This is a genomic window from Paenibacillus sp. NPDC058174 (assembly GCF_042883865.1).
GTDB lineage: Bacteria > Bacillota > Bacilli > Paenibacillales > Paenibacillaceae > Pristimantibacillus.
Map to the genome: position 1 here is coordinate 2,222,464 of NZ_JBHVUY010000001.1, position 22,273 is coordinate 2,244,736.

A 22,273-nucleotide genomic window follows, 5' to 3' on the forward strand; every position below is an offset into this window, starting at 1 on the left:
GTCAAATTGACTATATAGATTCCGGTAAAAAATGTCCCTCCCAACCGCGCGCACTTCAAGAGACAAGCGCGGTGCGAAAAGACTGTTCATCTATTATACTTTAGAAAAAACTGGAATTATATATTGAAATGTTCGGTTCATAACCGCTAAACCGGTACAGCTGTGCAGGACGATTCGAATTGCGGTCGCTCGTTCGCGGTGCGCCATTGGCATCCAGAGACTCGCTGATCAGCCCTTTTCTTGTTTTCGTAGCTAACAGGTTCCGTTTGAAGTTGGCGATGTCCTCTTCGAAAGCAGGCACAACCGCTTGAATCACTTGATAAAGCTCACGAATCGTAAAAGCTTCCGGCAAAAATTCAGAAGCGATCGTCGTTGTCATCATCTTCCTTCTAATATGCTCCAATGTATCGTTCAGCAGCTCATGATGATCGAAGGCGAGCTCCAGCTCCAGCGCCTCTCCGATTGGAAAAAGCTTGACCTCATCGGCATCCGTGTCAGCGGCCAGATTCATCAAATGACTCTCTTGCACCAGCGCACAGTAGACGACGGATGGCATCCAGCCCCGCGGATCGCGGCCGGGGTAATAGACTGTCTTCACCTGCTCGATCAATACGTTCTGATCGACATTCGTCTCTTCCTTCAGCTCCCGATATGCGGCTTCCTGCAAGGTCTCTTCCTCTCCGGAAAATCCGCCCGGCAGCGCCCAATAGCCCGGATAAGCAGCCGATTCGCGGCTCCGCTTCACAAGCAGTACATGCAGCTCGCGCTGCGCCACCATACGGTAGCTGCCCGCTTTCGCAGATGATAATATCGTAAAGATCGCAATATCAACCGGCAGTCCGTCCGGCGTCCGGTATTTCATATTAGCGTTCTCCATGGGTTGCGGTCACCTCCTGATATCAACAGTATATGCCAGTCTTTTATTATTGTCAATATGACTATATAAATTCTTTTTAGCTTATCCTTATCCTTATCCTTATCCTTATCCTTATCCTTATCCTTATCCTTATCCTTATCCTTATCCTCGCATCAGCCAGTACTTCTATTAATCCTTGCAAACAGAAAAACAACGAACCTGCTCATAGCAGACCCGTTGTTCTTCTATAAAGATACAATTCATTAGCTTGCCGTTTTGAACGCCGATACCGAATGCTGCAGATCATCGGCCAGCTGCGCCAGCGATTGTGCGGTAGCCGCTGTCTCTTGGCTGCCCGCAGCCGCTTCTTCCGTCGCCGCCGAAATTTCTTCAACGGTCAGCAGCACATTCTCAGCTTGTGCCGCCTGCTCTTCACTGGCTGCGGCAATTTCCGTAATACGCTGTCCCGTTTCATTAACCATCTGAACGATTTGTTCAAACGCATCACCGGTTTGATTGGACAAATTAGCGCTTTCCTCGACGGCAGTAACGCTTCGCTTCGTATTTTCCTGCATGCCTTTAATAATGGCTGTAATTTGCTTCGTTGCCGTTCCGCTGCGCTCCGCCAGCTTGCGGACTTCGTCGGCTACAACAGTGAAGCCTCGTCCTTGCTCTCCAGCCCGTGCCGCTTCAATGGCTGCATTAAGCGCAAGCAGGTTAGTCTGATCGGCTATCTCCTCAATGACCTCAATAATATCGCCGATCTGATGCGAATCCTGCTCCAGCTGCGACATTTGCTCGCGAACACCGCTCATGCTTTTGACCGACGAATTGATAATCAGCCTGCCTTCCCTAGCAACGCTAATCGCGGAATCCGAAAGTTCAGAGGCGCTTTCCGTGCTGCGGGCGACCGCTTGAATCGCATTGGTCAGCTCGCCGAATAAGGCATGAATCGTTTGTGCGGCGTGTGCCTGATTCGTATTGCTTCCCGCCATTTCCTCCGTACTTGCCGATATTTGCTCAGCAGCCGAAGCGACGTTATGGGAGGAGTTAATAATGCTCCCCACCGTCTCGTTCAACCGCTCGATCATCCCATTGAACGCCTTCGCCAGTATACCCACTTCATCTGTGGACTGAAGCTCGGCCTTCTCCCGCAGATCTCCCTCCGCTACTTTGTTAGCCAGAGTAACGATTCGGGATAGCGGCTTCGCAATCAGTCTCGTAATGATGATGCCTAGCGCAACGCAGATTGCGATGCCCAGTACGATGACGGTAACCGTAATAACGAATGCGGAGGAGAAGAGCGCTTGTCCTTTTTTATACGAATCCTCTGCAGCAGCTACGTTGATTTCCACATTTTCCTGTAAAATTTCCCGCAGCACTTCGCCCTTAGCCTTCAGATCGCCGTCAATAAGTTTCTTCATCCGTTCATTGTCGCCTGCAAGATTGTAATTGACAGCCGTATCGAACAAGGTCGAGTAGGTAGACCAGGCATCCTCGAATGGAGCAATCGCCTCTAACGCCTCTTTGCTCAGATTGACTGATCTGTAGCTCTCGATATCTTTTAGCAGCTCCGCTTTAGTCATATGAATTTCCTGCAGCACCTGCTCCCGCTCCGCTTCATCCGTCGACATATACATATTCCGGATATAAATTCTTAGATGGGCGTAGTCGCTCTGGGCTTTATGGGCTTCATCTACAGCGATGAGATTGTTGGTGTACATATTCATCTGGCTGTCATTCAGGCGATACAAGTTAAAGAGTCCAAATCCCCCGATCGCTGTCAATATAATCCCAAACAGTGTAAAGACGACTAGCAGTTTTGTACCAATCCGACGGTTGATAAACCAGCTCACCTTCTTATTCCTCCCGTTGCCCCTTACTCCGCATGTTGTTTGCCATGCAGTCTCGGCTCGTATGTCAAATATGTGCGTTTATCTATCGATAAAGGGGACGGTACCGCAACGATGCCGTCATATCTTTTCGAAGCTGCCCCAGCTTCAGAACTCGCTCCAATGTACTGAAACGATTGCGTTTCCCTGTTGAAATTGGCTCCCATACGGATCAATTGGTTAATTGAGGCTCCGATATCTTCGATGAGAGAGCGATCCAAGGCCGGCTGCTCCTCCTCTTCCATACGAGACTCCATACCCGCTCCGCCAAAAGCCCGGGATAAATCATCGACGATCTTCGGATAGCTGTGCATCAGCTGGTCATGCGTCATCATTCTGAGCTTTCTTGCTTGCTGCTGAAAGTCAGCTGCCACCTCAGACAAATAATCGATTCCCTCGGCATGTCCTGTCGCTTCGAGATGATTTTTCCTGCTCTTCACCATTCTGGCTGCCTGATGCAATCTCGCTTGATCCATCATCATTTCGCCCAGCAGCTTCACATGCCGCTTCAGGCTTTCGCCGCTTACAATGGCCGTCTGGCTCTCACGGCTCTTGTGCTTCTCTTTCATCTCGTTTTGACTAATCACCTGAGCGCCTCCTAACCATGCAGCAGCAGTCTGTCCACATCCAGTAAAGCAACCATCCCCATATCGGTCAGGCACATTCCGTTTAAGTAATGTCCGTTCCTTCTTCCAAAACGTTCCGGCGATGCCGTTATGCCGCTGACATTTGCAATTTTGTACACGCAATCTACGATGATGCCTATATGCTCCATACCTCTGCGAACTACAACAATTCTCGCTTGCTTCATCGGCGGCACGTCCGGCAAGCCAAACGACTTTCGCAAGCTGATGACCGGAACAACCCTTTCCCTTAGCTCAATAACACCGATCATGTCATCGCGGCCGGCCGGAATTGCTGTTACCTCCTGAACCCGAATAATTTCGCTCACTTCCTGGATCGGAATAGCGTAGCTCTCTCCTCCAATCCCGAATTGCACATACCGCATAGGGGCTGACACTAAATCTCCTCCTCATTCTAGATGCCTGCGTGTCGCAGCTCGACTAACTTTCGTTCGGTTTGCCTTCTCTATTCCCGGTTCCGTTCATGATGACTTGCTATTTATGAGTGCTAGACAAACGCCTGATAGAACGGCGTATGAGCGAATTATCGTCTATATCCAAGACAATAGGTTTACTTTACTTCTTCCGGCGGATTATCGATCTTCAACCCCCGGTCCCGCATGACGCAGAGAAGGATCTCAATAAAATCCGCATCACAGTTTGCCGCCAACGCCTCGTTGTAACAAGAAACTAAATTCTCATCCGACATGCCGCTCCAATTGCTCTGATTCGGCTGAAATTTCATCACCTGCATATCGTCTCCTATAGATTCATTCAATTTCGCCAACAATCGACAACACTTAAATTTCATTATACAAACGGGGACTGAAAGATAACTGAAAAAACATAAAAAAGCAGTCTGACTTATACGTCAGACTGCTAAAAACACCGTTATAAATAGGCCTTAGGATCTCTTGCTATCTGATCAAACGAAAACATAAGGCCTATCCCTAAATCGTTTTTGAACAACTGCAAGGTTCGAATGAAATGGTTCAGAGCTCCCTCGTGATCCTCAGCCAGCAGGAACGAAGCAATGATTCTTCCCTGCAGCTCCTCATGGTAAGGATTGCTCCCTGCTTTAAGCATCAGATAGGGGATAGCGTCGCGGTACCGCTCTTGCGCCAGTTCAAATTTGATTATCCCTTCCAGCAGTCCGTGGTAGCTCGTCTCGATCTCCCATTTCAGCTTGGCCGCCCATTCCCAGTCATGCTCTTTCCACAGCCCTTCCTGATAAAGCTTAATGCCTTGCCGGGCATCCTCCACACGGCCATCTCTCCAAAAGCTCTCGCCCAACTGTCTGAAATGGCTCAGCTCATCATACATTGGCGGTATACGAAGACGGTAGCTGCCTCCCTCACCCTTCTCCTGAGCGACAACCTCTTTCAAGCCGTAGGACTCCATGTCCTTGCGAAGCTGATATACTGTCGAATGCAGCGTTACCAATGCCTTTTCATTGTCGCGGCCCGGCCATAAGGCCTCGATAATTTTGCTTTTACTGACGGGACTGCCGCCATGCGAATGGAGAAAAGCGAGCAGCTCCCTTGATTTGGAATTTCGAAACCGGACCATTTCCTGCTGCTCCGTCGTTACGGTGAACCAGCCGAAGCTGCGGAAGGAAGCCGGCAAGACCGCAGTCCTGTCAGGACTTTGATCTTCAGCATGGCCCTGCTTTTTCCGCTGCATATACCGCCGAATCGTCCGTGTCAGATTTTCCTCCAGAACCGGTTTCATAATGTAATCGATTGCTTCGACGTCATAGGCAGGCAGCGCAAATTGCTCATAAGCGGTTATGAACGCGATATAAACGGTCGGATAAAGCTGATAGATTTCCTTGGCCAGCTCAAGACCGTGCAATTCCGGCATTTCCATATCCAGAAGCACAAGATCAAACCGCCCCGCAACCGTTTGTTCCAAAAGCTCCTCAGGGTCCGTATACATCCCCTCAATTACGACATTCGGAAATTCGCTGAGCAGCCGGCTAATGCGCTTTAACGCTGGAGGTTCGTCATCTACAACTCCTATTCTGATCATATGGTTGTTACACATCGTCACATCCACCTTCTTAATTCACCCTTGATTTCCACTCCTTCAGCAGTTCCCTTCGATTCCGGCAGCCAAATGATAATTTGCGTCCCGGCGCCCGGCTCGCTTTTCAATTCAATTCCTCTGCCATACTCTTGAAGCAAACGGCGATGAATATTAACCAGCGCCAAGCCCCGGCGCCCGTCGGGATTTTCATCGAGCAATGTAGCCATGCGGGAAGGATCAATGCCGACGCCATCATCTCGGACCATAATCATGATCTCCTCCCCGATGGCCCGGATCGATATCGTCACATTGCCTCCCTCTTTCCGCTTCATAACGCCGTGGCGGACCGCATTTTCAACCAGCGGCTGAATGATGAACGGAGGAATCGGCAGGTTCAATGCCTCGTCAATCTGGTAAGTGATGCTAAGACGCTCACCGTACCGGACCCGCTCTATGTACAAATAGGATTTGACCAACTCCATTTCGTCACTTAAGCTTACATACCTGCTTTTATCGTTGAATGCAAAGCTTCTTTGCAAATATTGGCTTAATCGGGTCAATACATCATGAGCCTGCTGAGGTTCATCAAGCGAAAGGGCCAAAATCGTATTTAACGTATTGTATAAAAAATGGGGCTTGATCTGCGCCTGCAAAAAAGCTGTCTCTGATGCGGCTGCCGCATCGTTTGACCGCTTTAAGTCCAAGAGCGTCTTGACTCTCGCCCGCAATTCATTGGCAAAGTAAGGCTTAATCAAAAAATCATTAGCTCCTGAAGCAGAGCCTGCGAGCAGGTCCTCCTGCTCTTTCTTGGCAGTCACGAGTACGATAGGAAGCTCGCTGGTCGAGTATTTATCACGTATTTGCCTTATAAGCTCATAGGCTGACATGCCTGGTATCGTAATGTCCAGCAATACGAGATCGATAAAGTTCGATTCATTCAAATACCGGAGCGCTTCGTGGGCATTAAAAGCAAATATGATCCGGTAGCGCTCGTGTTGTAATATTTGTCTGACCGTCTGCTGACTGAGCAGATCGTCGTCGACTGTCAGAATAACAGGCGCGTTGCCCTTCAATCCATTCTCAATCACAGGCTGAACAGCAGCCATATGCTCAACCGCAAGCCATTGGCCGTTATCTTCATGCTGGCCTAAGCTCAAGAAGGCATCTTCGTCCTGCTCAGCGCTAATCGGAACTGTGAAGGAGCATTCAGAGCCTTCCCCGACGATCGAGCGGATAGAAAGCTCGCCGCCATGCAGCTCAACGAGCAGCTTCATCACCGAGTAGCTTAATCCGGCGCCTCCCGCCAGCTTTTCCGCTTGACAGCTTGGCTCCATATGTATATTTGACCCGTCACTATCCTCGAATTCAATCCCCGTATCCCGGACTATGATCCGGACAAAGCCTTCTTCCTCGCGGGCTCGAATCATGACATAGCCTTGCTCGGTAAATTTAATGGCATTGGTTACAAGATTGTACACAATTTGCAGCAAGCGGGCTTCATCTGCAGAAATCCGCGGCAGCGCTTCCGGGAAATCCGCCTTGAATACAATAGGCTTGTGACCGGCAAGCCGCATGAACACAGGCAAATGCGATTCAATAACGGCTTTAACGTCAAGCGAGATGATTTGCAAATCTAGGCTTTGCTTCTTCAAGTTTACGAAGTCAAGCAGATCGTTAACCTGCTTGGACAGTCTGCCGGACACGGACAATATAAGCTGAATGCCATGAAGCTGCTCCTCTGTCAGACGACTGGATTGTCCATCCAGAATGGACTGCGAAATATTGATAATGCCTTGAAGAGGCAGTTGAAGCTCTTGGGAGGCATGCATCATCAGATACTCATCCTTCTGACGGTCGGAGCAATCCTGCCGTTCATCTCTCCGGTCCATCATCTGCCCTGCTCCGGAATGATGTCTGGCAAGCTCAGCTACTTGAATTAACAGAAGTATAAGTGTCACTATCGTTAGTACTTGCCTATCGATAGGCACGTTCACCTTCTGCAGCAAATAATCATGCAGAAAACCGGCTAGAACAAGAATGATTCCGTATAATTGCAGACATGCCCCGTCTTTGCGGCGGCACACAGCCAGAATAAGACCATAAACGAAGTATACGCAAATGATCAAGGTAAATCCTTGAAATAATGGAAGACCCTTTGTATAGATTGCTGCAGGAAACAGGAGCAAAGATAGCGAAAAACAGAAGCCGATAACGGTCAAGGTTTTGACTGCTACGGCATGGAACTCACTTGGAAACAAATGTCTCATGTACTGAACTGCAAAAGTGATGCCGCCATAATAAGTCAAATACTCCAGCAGCATAATATGCTGATTCGTCATCTGCGGAATCAGCTGCTGAACGAATAGCTGGTCAGCGACAAGGAGCCGGATTGCGACGAGCAGACAGATGATGCCGAAGTATAAATGCGCCCGCCGAACCCGCCGATAGAGATATACGGCTATACTGTATAAGCCCAGCATAATTGCAATTCCCATGAAAAACATGGCACCCGCCAACTCCCTGTCCCGCAGTGAAGCCATCTCTACCCTGCCTCCAAGCTCAATAGGAGATCCCGATTTCCCTCCCGCTAACAAGCCGTTAGATACTTGCATAATAATATCGAACTGTGAGGAGGCGGGCTTAAAATATACGGTTCGCGATGAATACGCCTCAATAGCCCGCTCTTTATGATCGAACTCTTCCCCGTTATCGACCAAAGTCAGACCGTCCGCCATAACCTGATAGGGGACCGGCATCGCAGGAATTCTCATACCGATCAGGGATGACGGAACAGCATCCATTTGCACCTTAAGCTTGTAAGCCACATAGCGGAACGGATTATCTTCAAGACTGTAACGATTCCAAAGTTCCGGTACACAAAGGTGTTCACCGCAAGCAGGCGTTAGACTCGATAAGCCCTCACGGGGCTTGGACGAACTGAAATAAAAAGTCCACTCTCCGGAGAGCGACACCCTTCCATTCTCCTCCAAGTTCCATTTTTTCAAGTCCAAAACACCTTTGACCGGCGAAGGGGTATCCTTTATCTTCGATGAATCGCTAACGATGCCGACAAAAAAGAGGAAGATACTTAACAGCACGATCACGCTAAGCGATGCTTTATCCTGCGCCCGGAGGTGATGCAGCATCATAAGGTAGACTCTCTCTCTCCCAGCTTGCTATATTTTTATCTAACTATAATAGTTGCCAACGGTTGGAAGCAATCGTAAATGTAATATAATTATGGCTATTTGGCAATCGAGCTTGTACCCCCGCAAACAGGCAAAGATAGTTGAATTCCGGTGATAATAAGGCATAATACGTATAAAATATTACTAATTACATCTTGTTTTACAAAATATAGATAATATAATAACTAGAAAATTCCATGAAAAACACCCCTAAAGGATACCCTCCGTGTTGCTCGAAAAGGTATACTCTAGGGGTGAGCTTGTAACTCTAACTGTTCATGGCAGCTTATTCTTCACTAACTGCACTCCAGCCGAAGGGATACGCTGCCGACAGCTCCAAAGGCAGCTTCCCAGCCGGCTTCAATTCTCCGGTCAACACCTTCGCTGCCGATGCAAGCGCCAGCGGACGGCATTCATAGACAGCCACATAAGCTGGAACTTGCGGATAGACGTTTAAGTCGAGCGGATTGCGCACCGATACCGCCACTGTCTTCTCGCCTGCACGGGCAACGACTTCCTGTGCAATGCGCGCTTCCAGATCATGCTTGGTCGCGTCATAGGTCACGACAACGATTTGCTCGAATGCATCCAGATCGGCCAGCGGATCGCTGCTGCTCATGCTCCGCTCCGTCAAGCGGTCCAGCCGGCCCTGCAAATAGGTGCCTAAGGTACCGTCACTAGACAAAATTTCATCTGCGACCGATACCGGCTTAATGTCCGGCCAGAGCACTAGCGTGCTTGCGCCTCGTTTCAATGGCAGCAGGCCGCCTTCGTTTTTGACAAGCGTTGCCGAAGCTTCGCTCCATTTCACCGCTACCGCCCGATTGGCCTCTGTCGCTAAGCCCTCGGCCGCTTGCTCCCATGCTGCCAACGGCTCATCGACAACGAGCTCCTGCTTAAGCTTCATAACGCGGGCCAACGATTGCTCGATCCGCTCCTCAGACAGAGTGCCGTTCTCTACAGCGGCGACAACGGCCTCCAGCGCCGCTACCTGCTTCTCGAACGTATGGCTGACAAGCACCATATCCGCACCTGCTGAAATGGCTTCAACCGCACCTTTCTCCGGGCCGTAAAACCGGTCGATGGCATCCATCTCCAGACAGTCTGTCACGATAATGCCGTGGTAACCAAGCTCCTCCCGCAGCAAACCAGTCAATACGCTATGTGAAAGCGTAGACGGCTTGCCGGACGGCTCTAACGCCGGCAGCACGACATGTGCGGTCATAATGGCAGCTGTGCCTGCCGCAATGGCAGCGCGGAAAGGCTTCAGCTCAATCGCGTCCAGCCGGTCCCGGCCATGCGGAATAACTGGCAGCGCGTGATGGGAATCGACAGCCGTATCGCCATGGCCTGGAAAATGCTTCACCGTCGCCGCCACACGAGCAGCTTGATAGCCCAGCATAGCGGCCGTGCCAAGCTCGGCGACGACATGGGACCGGTCGCTATAGGAACGGACATTAATAACAGGATTGTCCGGGTTGTTGTTGACGTCCAGGCAAGGGGCATAATTCATGTTCACGCCGAGAAGCCGCAGCTCCTCACCGCATACGCGAGCAGTCTCGCCCGCTCCTTCCGTAGAGCCTGCCGCTCCCAGCGCCATGTTGCCAGGCATCAGTGTAACTCCGTCTACTAGACGGGCGACCATGCCGCCTTCCTGATCGATTGCGACAAGCAAATTCGGCTTGCCTGCTTGCTGAGCAAGCTGCATAAGCGAGTGCGACAGTCCATGTACTTGCTTAGCCGTTTGTACGTTGCGGGAGAAATAAATCGTCCCTCCGATGCCATAGGTTTCGATAAGATGACGGATTCCGTCGCTGGGCTCATGCCCATGAAATCCGAAGACGAACAGCTGACCAACCTTCTCTCTAAGCGTCCAGTTTTTCCAATCATGCTGCTTCCCCATTATGATGACCTCCGCTTTTCTCTCCAGAATCACTTTCCGGAGTCTATCGATCCATCAATCCGTCATTCACCTGCTGATGCTTGCTTCTATAATCGGTCGGGTTATCCCCGGTATATTTCATGAACACTTTCGTAAAATAACGCCGCTCCGCATACCCGACTTCCTTGGCAATTTGCGCTACGCTTTTATGAGAGTCCGCCAGCATCGCCTTCGCCCTTTCCATCCGCTGCCGCGTCACATATTCAATGAACGTTTCATTAAAGGTCTGTTTGAACAGCAGGCTGAAGTAGGAGGTGCTCAGTCCGACATGAGTAGCCGCTTCCTCCACGCTTAAATCGCGGTACAGGTTGCGGTCCAGAAATTGCTTCGCTTCCGCCATCGATCTCTCCGACTGCTTCTTCTTGTCCGTAGACTTATCCGCTACAGCCCGGGTTACTTGCAAAATGACAGAAAGCAAATCCTTAATCCCAAAGCGGCGGTCAAGCTTGCGCCAAAGCAGCTCCTCCTGATCACGGGAGAAGATGCCCATCTCCTTCATCTCCCGCATCAAATTCAATACGAAGAAATGAAGCATCGGCTTGAACCGGCCGATCATAGATTCATTCATCCCCTGAAGCTGCTGTGTCATTCGCCGCAGCTCCGCGTCTACTACAGAGGTGTCTCCGCGTTTGACTGCGCCAATCAGCTTCTCGGATGTATCCCAGAATGCCTGATCCTCCAGGGAGGAACCGGCCTCGCAATTCGGATAGACCTCAATCGTCTCCTGATGAGGCGCCAGCTGCATGCCTTGCTGCACAAGCTTATAAGCCTGAGACAACGATGCAACCGGAGCATAGTCCCGGTAAATGCCGGCATACAATGACAATTTGACGTGGTTTTTCACTGCGGTCAGCAGCATTTCTGCCCATCCGGTAATTTGCGCCAGATCATACGGCTGTGATTTATTGACTTCGATAAGGACGCACCATTCCCCGTCACGAATTTGAATGACGGCATGGTGAAAGCCGTTCTGCTGCAGCTTCTCCCGCAGTACGTTGCATACTGCAAAGTTCCACAGCTTGCGTTCCTTATCCGACCATTCCCGCCAATCCTTTGTCCGCTCGGAGCTGACGTCAAGATCGAGCACGATGAGTGCATACTGCTGTTCCCGGATAGCCTGCTCGTCACCGGCTATCATCCAGTTGCTGTCGGTCAGCTCCGTATAGTCCATTAGAATATCGTACAATATTTTTTCACTGGCCAGATCGATCATCCGGCCAAGCTTCTGACGCTCCTCGGTAAGCTGCTTCTGCTTCATCCGCTGGCTGGACATTACCCGGGCAATAACGCCGGTAAGCTCATCATAAGGAATCGGCTTAAGCACATAATCCTGTACGCCATATTGAATGGCAGCACGGGTATAAGCAAAATCCTGATACCCCGAGAGCATTATAATATCGCATTCAGCGCCCTTCTCCCGAATGTGCTTGACGAGCTCCAGTCCATCCATGATCGGCATGCGAATATCACAAAGCACAAGGTCGAAAGGCTGCGCCTCAAGCAGCTCCAGCGCCTCCATCCCGTTTTTTGCCGTTCCTCCAACCGTCAGACCAAGCATCTCCCAGGGAATGACCTTTTCCAGATTTCGCGTAATATGCGGCTCATCGTCTACCAATAGCACTCTGCCTGTCATAACCGTTCACCCCTGCTTTTCGGAATTGTACAGCGAATGACGGTACCATAACCTTCTGCGCTGCAGATCATCATCCCGTAGGCCGGACCGTACTGGATACGGAGCCGGTCCGCGACGTTGCGAAGGCCAAGGCCGCGCCTCTCCCCGAGTTCTGCGGCATTTCGGCGTTTATCGGATTTATTGCTGCGTTCGCCAAACTTAATCAGGTTGGCTTCGCTCATTCCAACCCCGTTGTCACTGATCAAGAACACAATTTGATGCGCCTCTGCACGGACGTCGATTGTAATGACACCCTTGCCGTCATCCAAGCCTTCAAAGCCATGCTGAATGCTGTTTTCGACAAGCGGTTGAAGCGTCAGCTTTAGTATTGTATATTCATACACTTCTTCAGCCACATTCAATTCATACGTAAATAAATCTTCAAACCGGTATTTCTGGATTTCCAGATAGCTTTGAACGTGAGCCACTTCCTGGCTAATGACAATTTCCTCGGAATCATGAAGCGTTGTACGCAGCAAATTGCTTAGCTGGCGCACCATCATCATAATTTTACGTCCCTCGTTCTGAGCCGCCAGCGCATTGATTGATTCCAGCGTGTTGAACAGAAAGTGCGGCTTGATCTGCGCTTGCATCAGCATCATTTCGGCATGCTGCTTCCGCTCCTGCTCCGTTCGCACCTCCGTAAGCAGCTCGCCGATTCGCTCGACCATGCTGTTAAAGCTGTTCGCCAGCAGAACTGTCTCGTCCTTGCCCTGCGCCTTCACCCGGATATCAAGGAGGCCTTGCTCGACAAGACGCATTTTGCGGACAACCTTAATAATCGACTTCGCGACCCGATTGACGAAGAACACGTTGAACAATATCGCGGACAATACGCACAGCACCGTAATCATCCCAATCCATTGCACGAACCTTACGTTCTCATTCGTCAGCCTGTTCCAGGGTTTGACCGAAATGAGAACCCAGCCGCTTTGGTCCAGATTGTAGGCGGACACGAGACTGTCGATTTCATTAAACTTGATTCTGGAGCTGGAGTAGCTGTCCGTATGCTGCAAATTCCCCTCCGTATAATCGGCCAGCTGCTCGCCTTCCAGCTGTTTATTGCTATCTAGCAAAATAAGGCCCTCCTGATTCACGATCACATACCGCGAATCACGGCCTTCCGCATGCGGATTAAGAAAGGTGTTCAGCATCGTATACACTTCTTCTGTCTTGTACTGCGTAATCATTAAACCGATGTCGGAGAACGTCTGGTAATCCTTCACCAGCCTCATTTGCGTAAATAATGGCGGCTCAACGCCTGTCAATTGCCGTTCCTCATAAGGACCAATCCATTTGGATCGGCCGCCGAGCTTCTTCGTCTCCAAGTAGAGCGGCTGCTGTTTCAATTGCTCCAGCGTAATGGGACGAAAAGTCGTCGGATCATTGCGGTACGAACGAAACATCGTTCCGTCATTGGAATAGAGAACGACATAGCTGACCGCTGGATGCTGGAACAGAATACGGTTCATTTCCTTTTGCGCTTGGTTAATGGCGATCTGTGTACTGGCGTCGTCACGGGGAAGCGTACTGTACTGCAGCGTATCCTGTACTTCGGAGCTCGTCAGATTGCCGTCAGACAACTGCTCGAGCTCCTTGAAGAAGTACTTGATATTCCCTCCTACTGCCTTGAGCGAAATTTCCGTCTGCTCGCTGTATTTCTTCTCCAGCAGCGTCTCCGAGTTGAGAAAGGAGACGATGCCGAGACCAATCATGGGAACTAGAATGAGAAGGATAAAAGCAAGCATCAGCTTCGGTCTCAAGTTCATCTGGATGGGGCCCCTTCCACAATTGCGGTTAGCCCTTGACGCTTCCTGCCGTCATGCCTTCAATAATCTGGCGCTGCAAGAAGAAGTACACGATCAGAACCGGAATGATGCTTATAATGACGGCCGCGGACAACGAAGCAAAGTTCGTACGGTAGCCGTCGTTAAAGCTGGCCATGCCCGTTGGCAGCGTGCGAAGCGTCTCGGACGTTATGAATAATTGAGATAATATATATTCGTTCCAGTTGCCGATGAAGCTAAGGATCGTAACGGTAACAAGAGCTGGCATCGAAATAGGGAGAACGACTTTGACGAAGATGCCCGTTGCGCTCAGCCCGTCCATAATGCCGGCTTCTTCAAGTTCATTTGGAATCGACAACATAAAGGCATAAATTATAAAGACCGTAATCGGCAATGCATAAGTGGAGTATACCAAAATCAGTCCAAGATGCGAATCATAAAGTTTGATGCCATAGTCGGTCGTCAGCGTTTGAATCAAGCGGTAGAGCGGAATGAACAACGCGCCGGACGGCACAAGCAAGCCGAACATAATAAAGTTGTAGACCAGTTTATTGGCCCGGCCGAACTTCATACGCGACAGCGCGAAGGACGTCATAGCTGCGAACAAGACGGTAACTAGACAGGCAATGACCGTAACCTTAAGGCTGTTCCAGGCATAAAACCCGATTTTTGCCGTTTCCCATGCTGCTCTATAATTGTCGAAGTTGAAGGACGTTGGCAACGCCCATGTATTGACTGTAATCTCACGGTTCGTCTTGAAAGAAGTCATCAAGAGCCATACGAGCGGGAATAAGGTGAACAATACATATGCCCATAGGAAGGTATGGCTGGCAGCTTGCCCTTTGCGGAATTTCAACATTAGTATTGCACCTCCTCATGCTTGGTCACGCGATTCAGGATGAAGGTAAGCACGAGAATGATTAAGAACATCGCCACGCCAATTGCACTGCCGTAGCCAAGCTCCATAGAGCGGAAGCCGACTTTCAGCATGTAGGTGGACATAACTTCCGTCGACTGGAAAGGACCGCCGTTCGTCATAATTTGAACGATATCAAGTACTTTCATTGTTCCCGATACTGACAAGAGCAGCATAACAAATAGGATTGGGCGTACCAGCGGCAGTGTAATCGTCCATGTCTCGTTCCACGCGTTCACACCGTCGATTTTGGCAGCTTCCACAATTTCTTTCGGAATATTCAGAATTGCGGCTAAGCAAAGTACGATGAAGAAGCCGACGTTCTGCCATGCGTTCGCAATTAGAATAGACAGAATCGCGAGCTTCGGATCGGAGAGCCATTCTCTGGCCCAGCTATCAGGGAAAATCAGACGAATAAACTGATTGATCAGACCGGAGTCGTAGTTGTACAATACGCCGAACAGTATAGCGACCGTAGCAGTAGAAATAACGACAGGAACAAACACGGCCGACTTGTAGAAGTCACGCAAACGGCTTACCTTACTGATTACGATCGAAATAAGGAAGACGAGCGGAATATTCACCACTAAGGAAAAGATCAGGAAATAGAAGTTGTTTAATAATGATTTGAGAAATACCTTATCTGACCATAGGCGGATAAAGTTATCCAGTCCAATGAACACTTTGTCAGTAATACCATCCCACTGATACAGGCCGTAAATGAATGATACGATAACCGGATATACGAAAAACAGGGCATAAAGCGCGAGCGTCGGCAATATGAACGCTATATAAGTAATGGGGTTTCTGAGCGCCTTGTTCATGATTTCCTCCTCATATTGCTTGCTGCTGCAATGGGATTTGAAAGGAAAAAGAGGGTGTCCCCGTGGGACACCCTCTCGTCCATCAGGATCGATTGCAATGCCAAGCTATCAATGATTGCTTATTATTGCGCAGCGTTAGCTTTCTCTTGAGCCGCTTGAATTTTTGCAGCCACTTTCTCAGGCGTTGTTACTTTACCGATCAGCTCTTGAATGCCTACGTTAACTTCAGCCGATACAGCCGGTTGTACGATTGCATCATAAGCTTTCCACGAAGAGGAAGCTGCAGCCATAACTGTCAAGATTTCAGTTGTCAGCGGGTCAACGCCGGACAGGTCGGACAGTTTCATCGAAGGCAGCAATTTGTCTTCAACCAGCGTACGTTTTTGTACTTCTTCTGTGTAGAAGTTGCCGATAAATTTCTTAACTGCCGCTACTTTGTCAGCGTCAAGGTTAGCAGAGAAGCCAAAGCCGTTGGAGTACGATGCGTTGATGGAAGTTTGGTCGCCTGCGCCGCCAGCGATGGACGGGAAGCCAAAGTAGCCGATTTGGCCTTTCAGGTCGCCTGCTTCTTCACCGGAGAAGCGGTTAGCATCCCAAGTGCCTGTGAATACCATTGCAGCTTTGCCGGACAGGAATTGCGCGCCTTGATCCGCGTAAGCAAGACCCAGTGCACCTTTAGTGAAGTAGTCTTTGTTAACCAGTTCTGCATACGATGCAAAACCTTTAACGAAGTTTTCATCCGTCCATTTCGTTTCGCCAGTAACGAGCTTATTGATCGCGTCGATACCTACGTTGCGTTCCATAACCGTGTTCCACATCATGCCGTTAACCCAGCCGTCTTTCGCAGCAAGTGCGAATGGCGTGATGCCTGCAGCTTTTACTTTGTCAGCTACAGCAATCAATTCTTCCCAAGTTGTTGGCGTTTGAAGGCCCAGATCGGAGAAGATTTTTTTGTTGTAGAAGATCGCTTCGCTGTAACCGCCGAAAGGAAGGCCGTATACTTTGCCGTCAACTGTAAATTCGTCAAGGCTTGCGAATTTGTCTTTAATGCCCAGCTCATCGAGGATAGGAGTCAGGTCGAGCATGCGGCCTGCTTTTACATAGAGGTTCAGATCAGAACCGCCGAATACTTCGAAGATATCAGGAGGATTGCCGGCTGTCATTTCCGCTTTCAGCTTTTGATCGCGGTTGACGATTTCGTCAATGCCTTCAAGCTTGAAGGTCAGGCCCGGGTTCTCGTCTTGCGTTTTCTTTACGACGTCCTCGAGAATGCCCAGACGCGTTTTGCTTGTCTCTTTAATTTGTGTATGGCGGAGGGACAGCGTTATGTCTTTTGCTGCCGGAGTTGGCTCAGCCGTTGCTTCCGGTGCTTTCGTGCTTTCATTGGTCGCTGCTGGCGGAGTGTTGTTCCCGCCGTTGCCCGAACCACAAGCGGAGACAACGAGCACGAGCGATACGAGCAGCATGGCGATTGCTGTAAAACTCTTTTTCATTTGTAAAGACCTCCTCGATAATGATGTTGCTTGTTTGCCTTGCACCCTTATTATAGAATTGCTGATTCGCGGCTAGGAGGTCGAAAAAAAAACAAGTGAGGGATACAATTCTATTATTTTTGTAAAGGGGGATAAAAACATACAGCCTGCCGGGCAATTATTACCGGGCAGGCTGCACAGGAATGGAGCATATCCTCCGATAGTCTCCTTTATAGGCGATTATTCGCGCATTTTTAACATTTGGGCTCGAACCGCGGCGTAAAAAGCTTTCCATTCCGCATTCGCTTCATCTTGCCTGGATTGGGGCAATTCCGTCTCCGGCAATTGTTCGGGCGGTGCCTCTGCATGGGCGGAGCGTCCCGCCATCACCTTCGACAGCTTATCCCTCAAGCTTTGTTCCGTCATGCCAGCCTCATCCCTTCAACCAGTTTTTCCGAAGCGCGAACAGCTCACGCAGCTCATCGGTTGACAGCTCTGTTACCCATTGCTCCGACTGGCCGACAACCTGTTCATTCAAGTTTTGCTTCCGCTCGATCATTTCGTCGATCCGCTCTTCCAGCGTACCAAGCGTGATGAATTTATGAACTTGAACCTGCCGGGTCTGGCCGATCCGGAAGGCGCGGTCTGTCGCCTGGTTCTCCACAGCCGGATTCCACCAGCGGTCGAAATGGAAGACATGGTTGGCTGCTGTAAGATTCAAGCCGGTTCCTCCTGCTTTGAGCGACAAGACAAAGGCACAGCCAGGAACCTCTTGATTCTGGAAGCGGTCGATCATTTCATCCCGCTTCGCCTTCGGCACGCCGCCATGCAAATAAGGAACAGGAATGCCGATCCGCTCTTCCAGCAGACGGCTCAGCTGATGGCCCATCTCGACGAACTGGGTGAAGATCAGACAGCGCTCGCCTTCCGAAGCGATCTCCTCAGCCATTTCCAATAGCCGGGTCACTTTGTTCGAGCGGTCCTCCTCCCAGTTTTTCGCGCCATCATCCTGCAAAAGCGACGGGTGGTTGCAGAGCTGCTTGAGCCGAGTCAGCGAAGCGAGAATCAAGCCTCGCCGCTGCATAGCATCAAGCGTATCGAGCTTCTCCAGCAGATCCGATACGATATTTTCGTATATGGCGCCCTGTTCGGCTGTTAACGCAATATAGGTTTTCGCTTCGTTTTTCTCCGGCAGCGACAGCTGAATCGCCGGATCCTTCTTCACTCGGCGCAGCATGAACGGCTTCACCCAGCGCTGCAAGCCCGAGATAATCGCCTCGTCCCGCGTGCGCTCGATCGGCGCGACGACGGCCTTGCGAAACTCGCCCATGCCGCCCAGATAACCAGGATTGATGAAGTCATAAATCGACCACAGCTCCGTCAGCCGGTTTTCCATTGGCGTACCGGTCAACGCAATGCGGTGATAAGCCGGCAAGCTGCGGATAGCCGTCGATTGCTTCGTATAAACGTTTTTAATGTTTTGCGCTTCGTCCAGACATAACGCGTCCCATTCCACCAGCCGCAAATCCTCCTCGTCAAGCTGGGCCAGCGAATAGGAGGTAATGACAAGATCGGCTTCATGAACAACAGCCTCGAACGCCTCCCCTTTATCCCGCTTCGGACCGTAATGCAGATGGACACGAAGGGAAGGGGCGAATTTCTCCAGCTCCTTCTGCCAGTTGCCGATAACCGAGGTTGGACAAATGAGCAATGACGGATTGCCGTTGCTCGTTTTTTGTTCTTTTATATACGTTAAATACGCCATAAATTGAATCGTTTTGCCCAGACCCATATCATCGGCTAGACAGCCGCCAAGGCCAAAGCGGCGAAGGAACAGCATCCAGGATACGCCTTGCTGCTGGTACGGACGCAACTCGCCAAGGAAGCTGTCCGGCTTCTCTACGAGCGGAATTTCCGTCGTATGCTGAAGCTGCTCCAGCCATTTGGCCAAATGCTCATTCAGCTCAACTTCAGCCCGCAGGCTCTCCGTGTCGTCCAGCTCATCGCCAAGCGGCGAACCGCCCAGCAGATGCATTTCCATCACATCGCGGAAGGAAAGGCCTTTTCGCTTGCCGACGCGCTTCATCCAATCGCGAATTTGCGCAACATCATGCGGATCGAGATGCACCCATTCACCGCCGATGTTCATCAGCCTGCGGTTTTCCTCAGCAAGCCGCATAAATTCGGACTCAGACAGGTCAACGTCGCCGAGCGCCATCCGCCAATCGAATTGCACGATTTGATCAAGCCCGAACATCGGCTGCGCCTCGGAACCGACCGATGATTTCATCTTCGCCCGCAGCCTCAGCTTGCGGGAGCGGACCGCTTCCCACCAGCTAGGCAGCAGAACCGGACAGCCGGCTTCCAGCAAGGTGATGCTTGCCTTTTCCATGAACGCCCAAGCCTCATTGTCGCTCAGCATCCGCTTAATATCACCCGGCTTCTCTTCATCGGCCCAATCCGGCAGCGCCGCCAGCCATTTCGCCTGCTCTTTCTCCAGCTTCGGGGAAAGCAGCAGCTGCCATTCCTCCGGCAAAGGCTGCGGTTCATATCCGGCATTGGCATCCGGCACCGCCAGCCATTGCTCACCGCTTGGGATGATCGGAATCCACGGGCCGCCGTTACGATCCTGCAGCGCAGGACGAAGCCGCCAGAATGAAGTTTCTCCAGGCTCGACGAGCTGCAGCGCTGTCTTGAACGGCAGCGAATCCTTCCGCAGTCCGATCGCGATCAGCCAATCCTCTTCATCGCCTGATTTCCGTTCCAGAATCGTCTCTCCGCCAGCCGCGATCCCGACTTGACGCCAAGCTTCGCTGGCTTCTCCGCCACCGGCAAGCATTTGCTCAATGGCATCACTTAGCCATTGCTCAATCCCAATATCGCCTGAGCCCGCTGCTGCCGCGATGAGCTCCGCCCATTGCGATTCCCGCTCCGGCTCCGTTTCCGGCCATGCGATTCGCCAAGCGCGGCTTTGCTCCGACCACCGGCTCCATTCAGGCTCAAACCAACCGCCAATGAGCGCTTCGCGGATGAGCGACGCAATCGCCATCAGCCGCTGAAGACGGTCGCTCCACTCCACACGCAGCAGTCTTGCATGCTGCGGGGCAGACAAATAGTCAACAGCGATTAGCGGCGGCAGCTTAAGCATTTTCCGGCCGTTATGCTCAAGCTCTTCAACTTCGGTTCCGTACCAGGAAGCTTTATGCCAGGCGAACAGCACCGAACGGAGCCGCAATGCGCTTTCCTGCCGTTCGGCAGCTGCCAGCATGACGGAGCCATGCAGCTCATCCTCCAGCCGCGACCAGAAACCGTCAACAATTATACCTCCAACGAATGCTTTCATTTCACCAGCTTTCCTTTCCACAGCTCCTCCTGAAAGGCTCTAAGCCGTTGATGCTTTTTGGCAATTGATGTGATATAAAAATTCCATGTATCCATGGCTTTAATCGCTTTATAGAGCCGTTCCAGCTTCTTCAGATGCTTGACTGCCATCCGGTACCCTTGCCGGTTGCGCGTGTTAATCCAATCCTCAACCGATTGGTGATAAAGCGGGAGCATGACCGCAGGCGCAGCCTTCACCACTTCCTTCACATCCTGGATGCCCAGATCATCCGGCTTCATTCCGAGCAGCAGCTGCAAATCCGCCCATTCCTCATACTTATGGACAGCCAGCCAATGCTCCGACAGCTCGCTATAGGAATAAGGAAGAAGCTCCGTCATATATGCCGTCCACTTCCCGTTCTCAGGCTGCTCTTCGTCAGCCCGCCTGCACAGGGCTAAGAACGGGCCAATCGTTCTGCCGCTCCGGTTCGGGTAAATTCTTTCATGCAAAAAGCTCATCCAGCGGCTGAACAGCTCCCAGTCCTGTTCCCCTAGCCGCTGGGCTGCGCATGGATAGATTATTTTTTGCGCCCGCTGAAAATCAGCTTGCTCAAAATGGCTTAAAGCGCCTTCGTCATTGCCGCTGAAAAAATGCAGCATCGCAGACGCAGTATGAATGAATGAACGATTAACCGGCTCATCCGAATCGCCGGCACCTTCCCCTGCGAAATCATTGAGTGCCGATAATTCCTCTTCTCTCCACAGCCGGTTCTCCGAGAGCTTCTCGCAAATCGTTAGATAAAGTAACGGCCAGTCGAACAGCTGCTGCTCCAGCTTCAGCGCACGTTTGTAAGTAAAGCGGACGACATGGTCAGCCCACTTCCGCTCGTGTTCACCCATTACGGAAGGCTGAAGCTCCAGCACAAGCTGGCCGTAATGCTCGATCCATGGCTCCGCCATGCGCGCAAAGGACATCTCATGATAGTAGCGGCTAAACGTGTCGACCGATTTAATCGCACGTTCTCCTTGCTCCAGGACAAACAAAATAACGTTCATCCAGTGCAGCCTTTGCAGCGGCTTATCCCAATGCTTTGAAGTTCCCTTCAAGGCGGACAGCACCGGCTGCAGCGCATGCAGCGAATGACGGCAATTGCGCCATACCTCGCCGTATACCGACTCCATCCAGCTTTGCCAAACCTCCGGGCTCGCCTCTTCGTCCGGCTGGCTGTTATGTTCAGCTGCCGGCTGCGGTTTGTTATTGTTAAGCAAAGCAGCCGCTGTTGTCAGCTCGGCTTGCGGATCCAGCCCCATCAAGCGGCGGTAAGCCGCTTTCGCCGCAAAGCCGGTTGCATCTTCTTCATTCAAATAGGCGAAAAAAACCGCCGCCATATGTTTGCAATAATCGCCGTAAGGGCATGTGCATGTGCTGTATCTAAACTTTCCTGCATCGATAACGACCGCATAGACGTCGGATCCGATTACGGTGCCGTATAGCGTATCGTCAGAAGCAAACTTTACATTTTTCACATGACCGCTGCGGTAATATTCCCAGCCTCGGGTAATGATGGTATCCGACAGATGCTCGCTGAAGTGCTGCTCCAGCGTTACTTGCTGCTTTTGATCGAAATTCGACATACGTTCACCTGCTTTCTTCCGTACACCTTGCATTCTTCCTATTATATCACATGCAGAAACGTCTTTGTCGCGACTGTCGGCGCATCCTTCTAACTGATTGCGTTTTCATTACAAAAA

Annotated in this window: 16 protein-coding genes; all 16 read right to left on the minus strand. The window is 50.8% G+C overall.

The genetic code is table 11. The features are described 5' to 3' along the window. Positions 1-100 precede the first annotated feature (100 nt). Entirely contained in the window at positions 101-877 is a 777-nt protein-coding gene (locus tag ACFVVF_RS09930) for an NUDIX hydrolase (protein WP_387807821.1), read from the minus strand. 242 nt (positions 878-1,119) lie between these two features. Next, complete coding sequence (locus tag ACFVVF_RS09935; protein ID WP_387807824.1) at positions 1,120-2,712, minus strand: methyl-accepting chemotaxis protein; 1,593 nt, start codon at positions 2,710-2,712, stop codon at positions 1,120-1,122. A gap of 23 nt (positions 2,713-2,735) precedes the next feature. After that, positions 2,736-3,335, minus strand: coding sequence for a hypothetical protein (locus tag ACFVVF_RS09940; protein WP_387807826.1), 600 nt, complete (start codon positions 3,333-3,335; stop codon positions 2,736-2,738). Between the two features lie 11 nt (positions 3,336-3,346). Continuing rightward, positions 3,347-3,769, minus strand: a complete 423-nt coding sequence (locus ACFVVF_RS09945) for a chemotaxis protein CheW (RefSeq protein ID WP_387807828.1) — start codon at positions 3,767-3,769, stop codon at positions 3,347-3,349. A gap of 173 nt (positions 3,770-3,942) precedes the next feature. Continuing rightward, positions 3,943-4,116 (minus strand): sporulation histidine kinase inhibitor Sda, encoded by a 174-nt coding sequence (sda, locus tag ACFVVF_RS09950; RefSeq protein WP_387808982.1) that lies wholly within the window; start codon positions 4,114-4,116, stop codon positions 3,943-3,945. Positions 4,117-4,262: 146 nt separating this feature from the next. Then, complete coding sequence (locus ACFVVF_RS09955; protein ID WP_387807830.1) at positions 4,263-5,402, minus strand: response regulator; 1,140 nt, start codon at positions 5,400-5,402, stop codon at positions 4,263-4,265. 17 nt (positions 5,403-5,419) lie between these two features. Next, complete coding sequence (locus ACFVVF_RS09960; RefSeq protein ID WP_387807833.1) at positions 5,420-8,548, minus strand: hybrid sensor histidine kinase/response regulator; 3,129 nt, start codon at positions 8,546-8,548, stop codon at positions 5,420-5,422. 325 nt (positions 8,549-8,873) lie between these two features. Then, positions 8,874-10,490, minus strand: a complete 1,617-nt coding sequence (locus tag ACFVVF_RS09965) for a glycoside hydrolase family 3 protein (RefSeq protein ID WP_387807836.1) — start codon at positions 10,488-10,490, stop codon at positions 8,874-8,876. 43 nt (positions 10,491-10,533) lie between these two features. Beyond that, on the minus strand, positions 10,534-12,162 hold the full coding sequence (locus ACFVVF_RS09970) for a response regulator transcription factor (protein ID WP_387807838.1): 1,629 nt from the start codon (positions 12,160-12,162) through the stop codon (positions 10,534-10,536). Next, complete coding sequence (locus ACFVVF_RS09975) at positions 12,159-13,970, minus strand: cache domain-containing sensor histidine kinase (protein ID WP_387807841.1); 1,812 nt, start codon at positions 13,968-13,970, stop codon at positions 12,159-12,161. Before ACFVVF_RS09975 ends, ACFVVF_RS09970 begins: the two co-directional genes overlap by 4 nt. Positions 13,971-13,998: 28 nt before the next feature. After that, a complete protein-coding gene (locus ACFVVF_RS09980) occupies positions 13,999-14,847 on the minus strand; it encodes a carbohydrate ABC transporter permease (protein WP_387807844.1) in 849 nt (282 codons plus the stop codon). After that, positions 14,847-15,728 (minus strand): carbohydrate ABC transporter permease, encoded by an 882-nt coding sequence (locus ACFVVF_RS09985; protein ID WP_387807846.1) that lies wholly within the window; start codon positions 15,726-15,728, stop codon positions 14,847-14,849. Before ACFVVF_RS09985 ends, ACFVVF_RS09980 begins: the two co-directional genes overlap by 1 nt. Positions 15,729-15,850: 122 nt before the next feature. Further along, the gene (locus ACFVVF_RS09990; protein ID WP_387807849.1) at positions 15,851-17,221 is read right to left on the minus strand and encodes an extracellular solute-binding protein; all 1,371 of its coding nucleotides are present in this window, start codon (positions 17,219-17,221) and stop codon (positions 15,851-15,853) included. Positions 17,222-17,440: 219 nt separating this feature from the next. Beyond that, on the minus strand, positions 17,441-17,626 hold the full coding sequence (locus tag ACFVVF_RS09995; RefSeq protein WP_387807852.1) for a hypothetical protein: 186 nt from the start codon (positions 17,624-17,626) through the stop codon (positions 17,441-17,443). A gap of 7 nt (positions 17,627-17,633) precedes the next feature. Beyond that, positions 17,634-20,543, minus strand: coding sequence for a DEAD/DEAH box helicase (locus tag ACFVVF_RS10000; protein ID WP_483875027.1), 2,910 nt, complete (start codon positions 20,541-20,543; stop codon positions 17,634-17,636). Beyond that, the gene (locus ACFVVF_RS10005) at positions 20,540-22,156 is read right to left on the minus strand and encodes an SWIM zinc finger family protein (RefSeq protein WP_387807858.1); all 1,617 of its coding nucleotides are present in this window, start codon (positions 22,154-22,156) and stop codon (positions 20,540-20,542) included. Before ACFVVF_RS10005 ends, ACFVVF_RS10000 begins: the two co-directional genes overlap by 4 nt. Between the last annotated feature and the right edge of the window lie 117 nt (positions 22,157-22,273).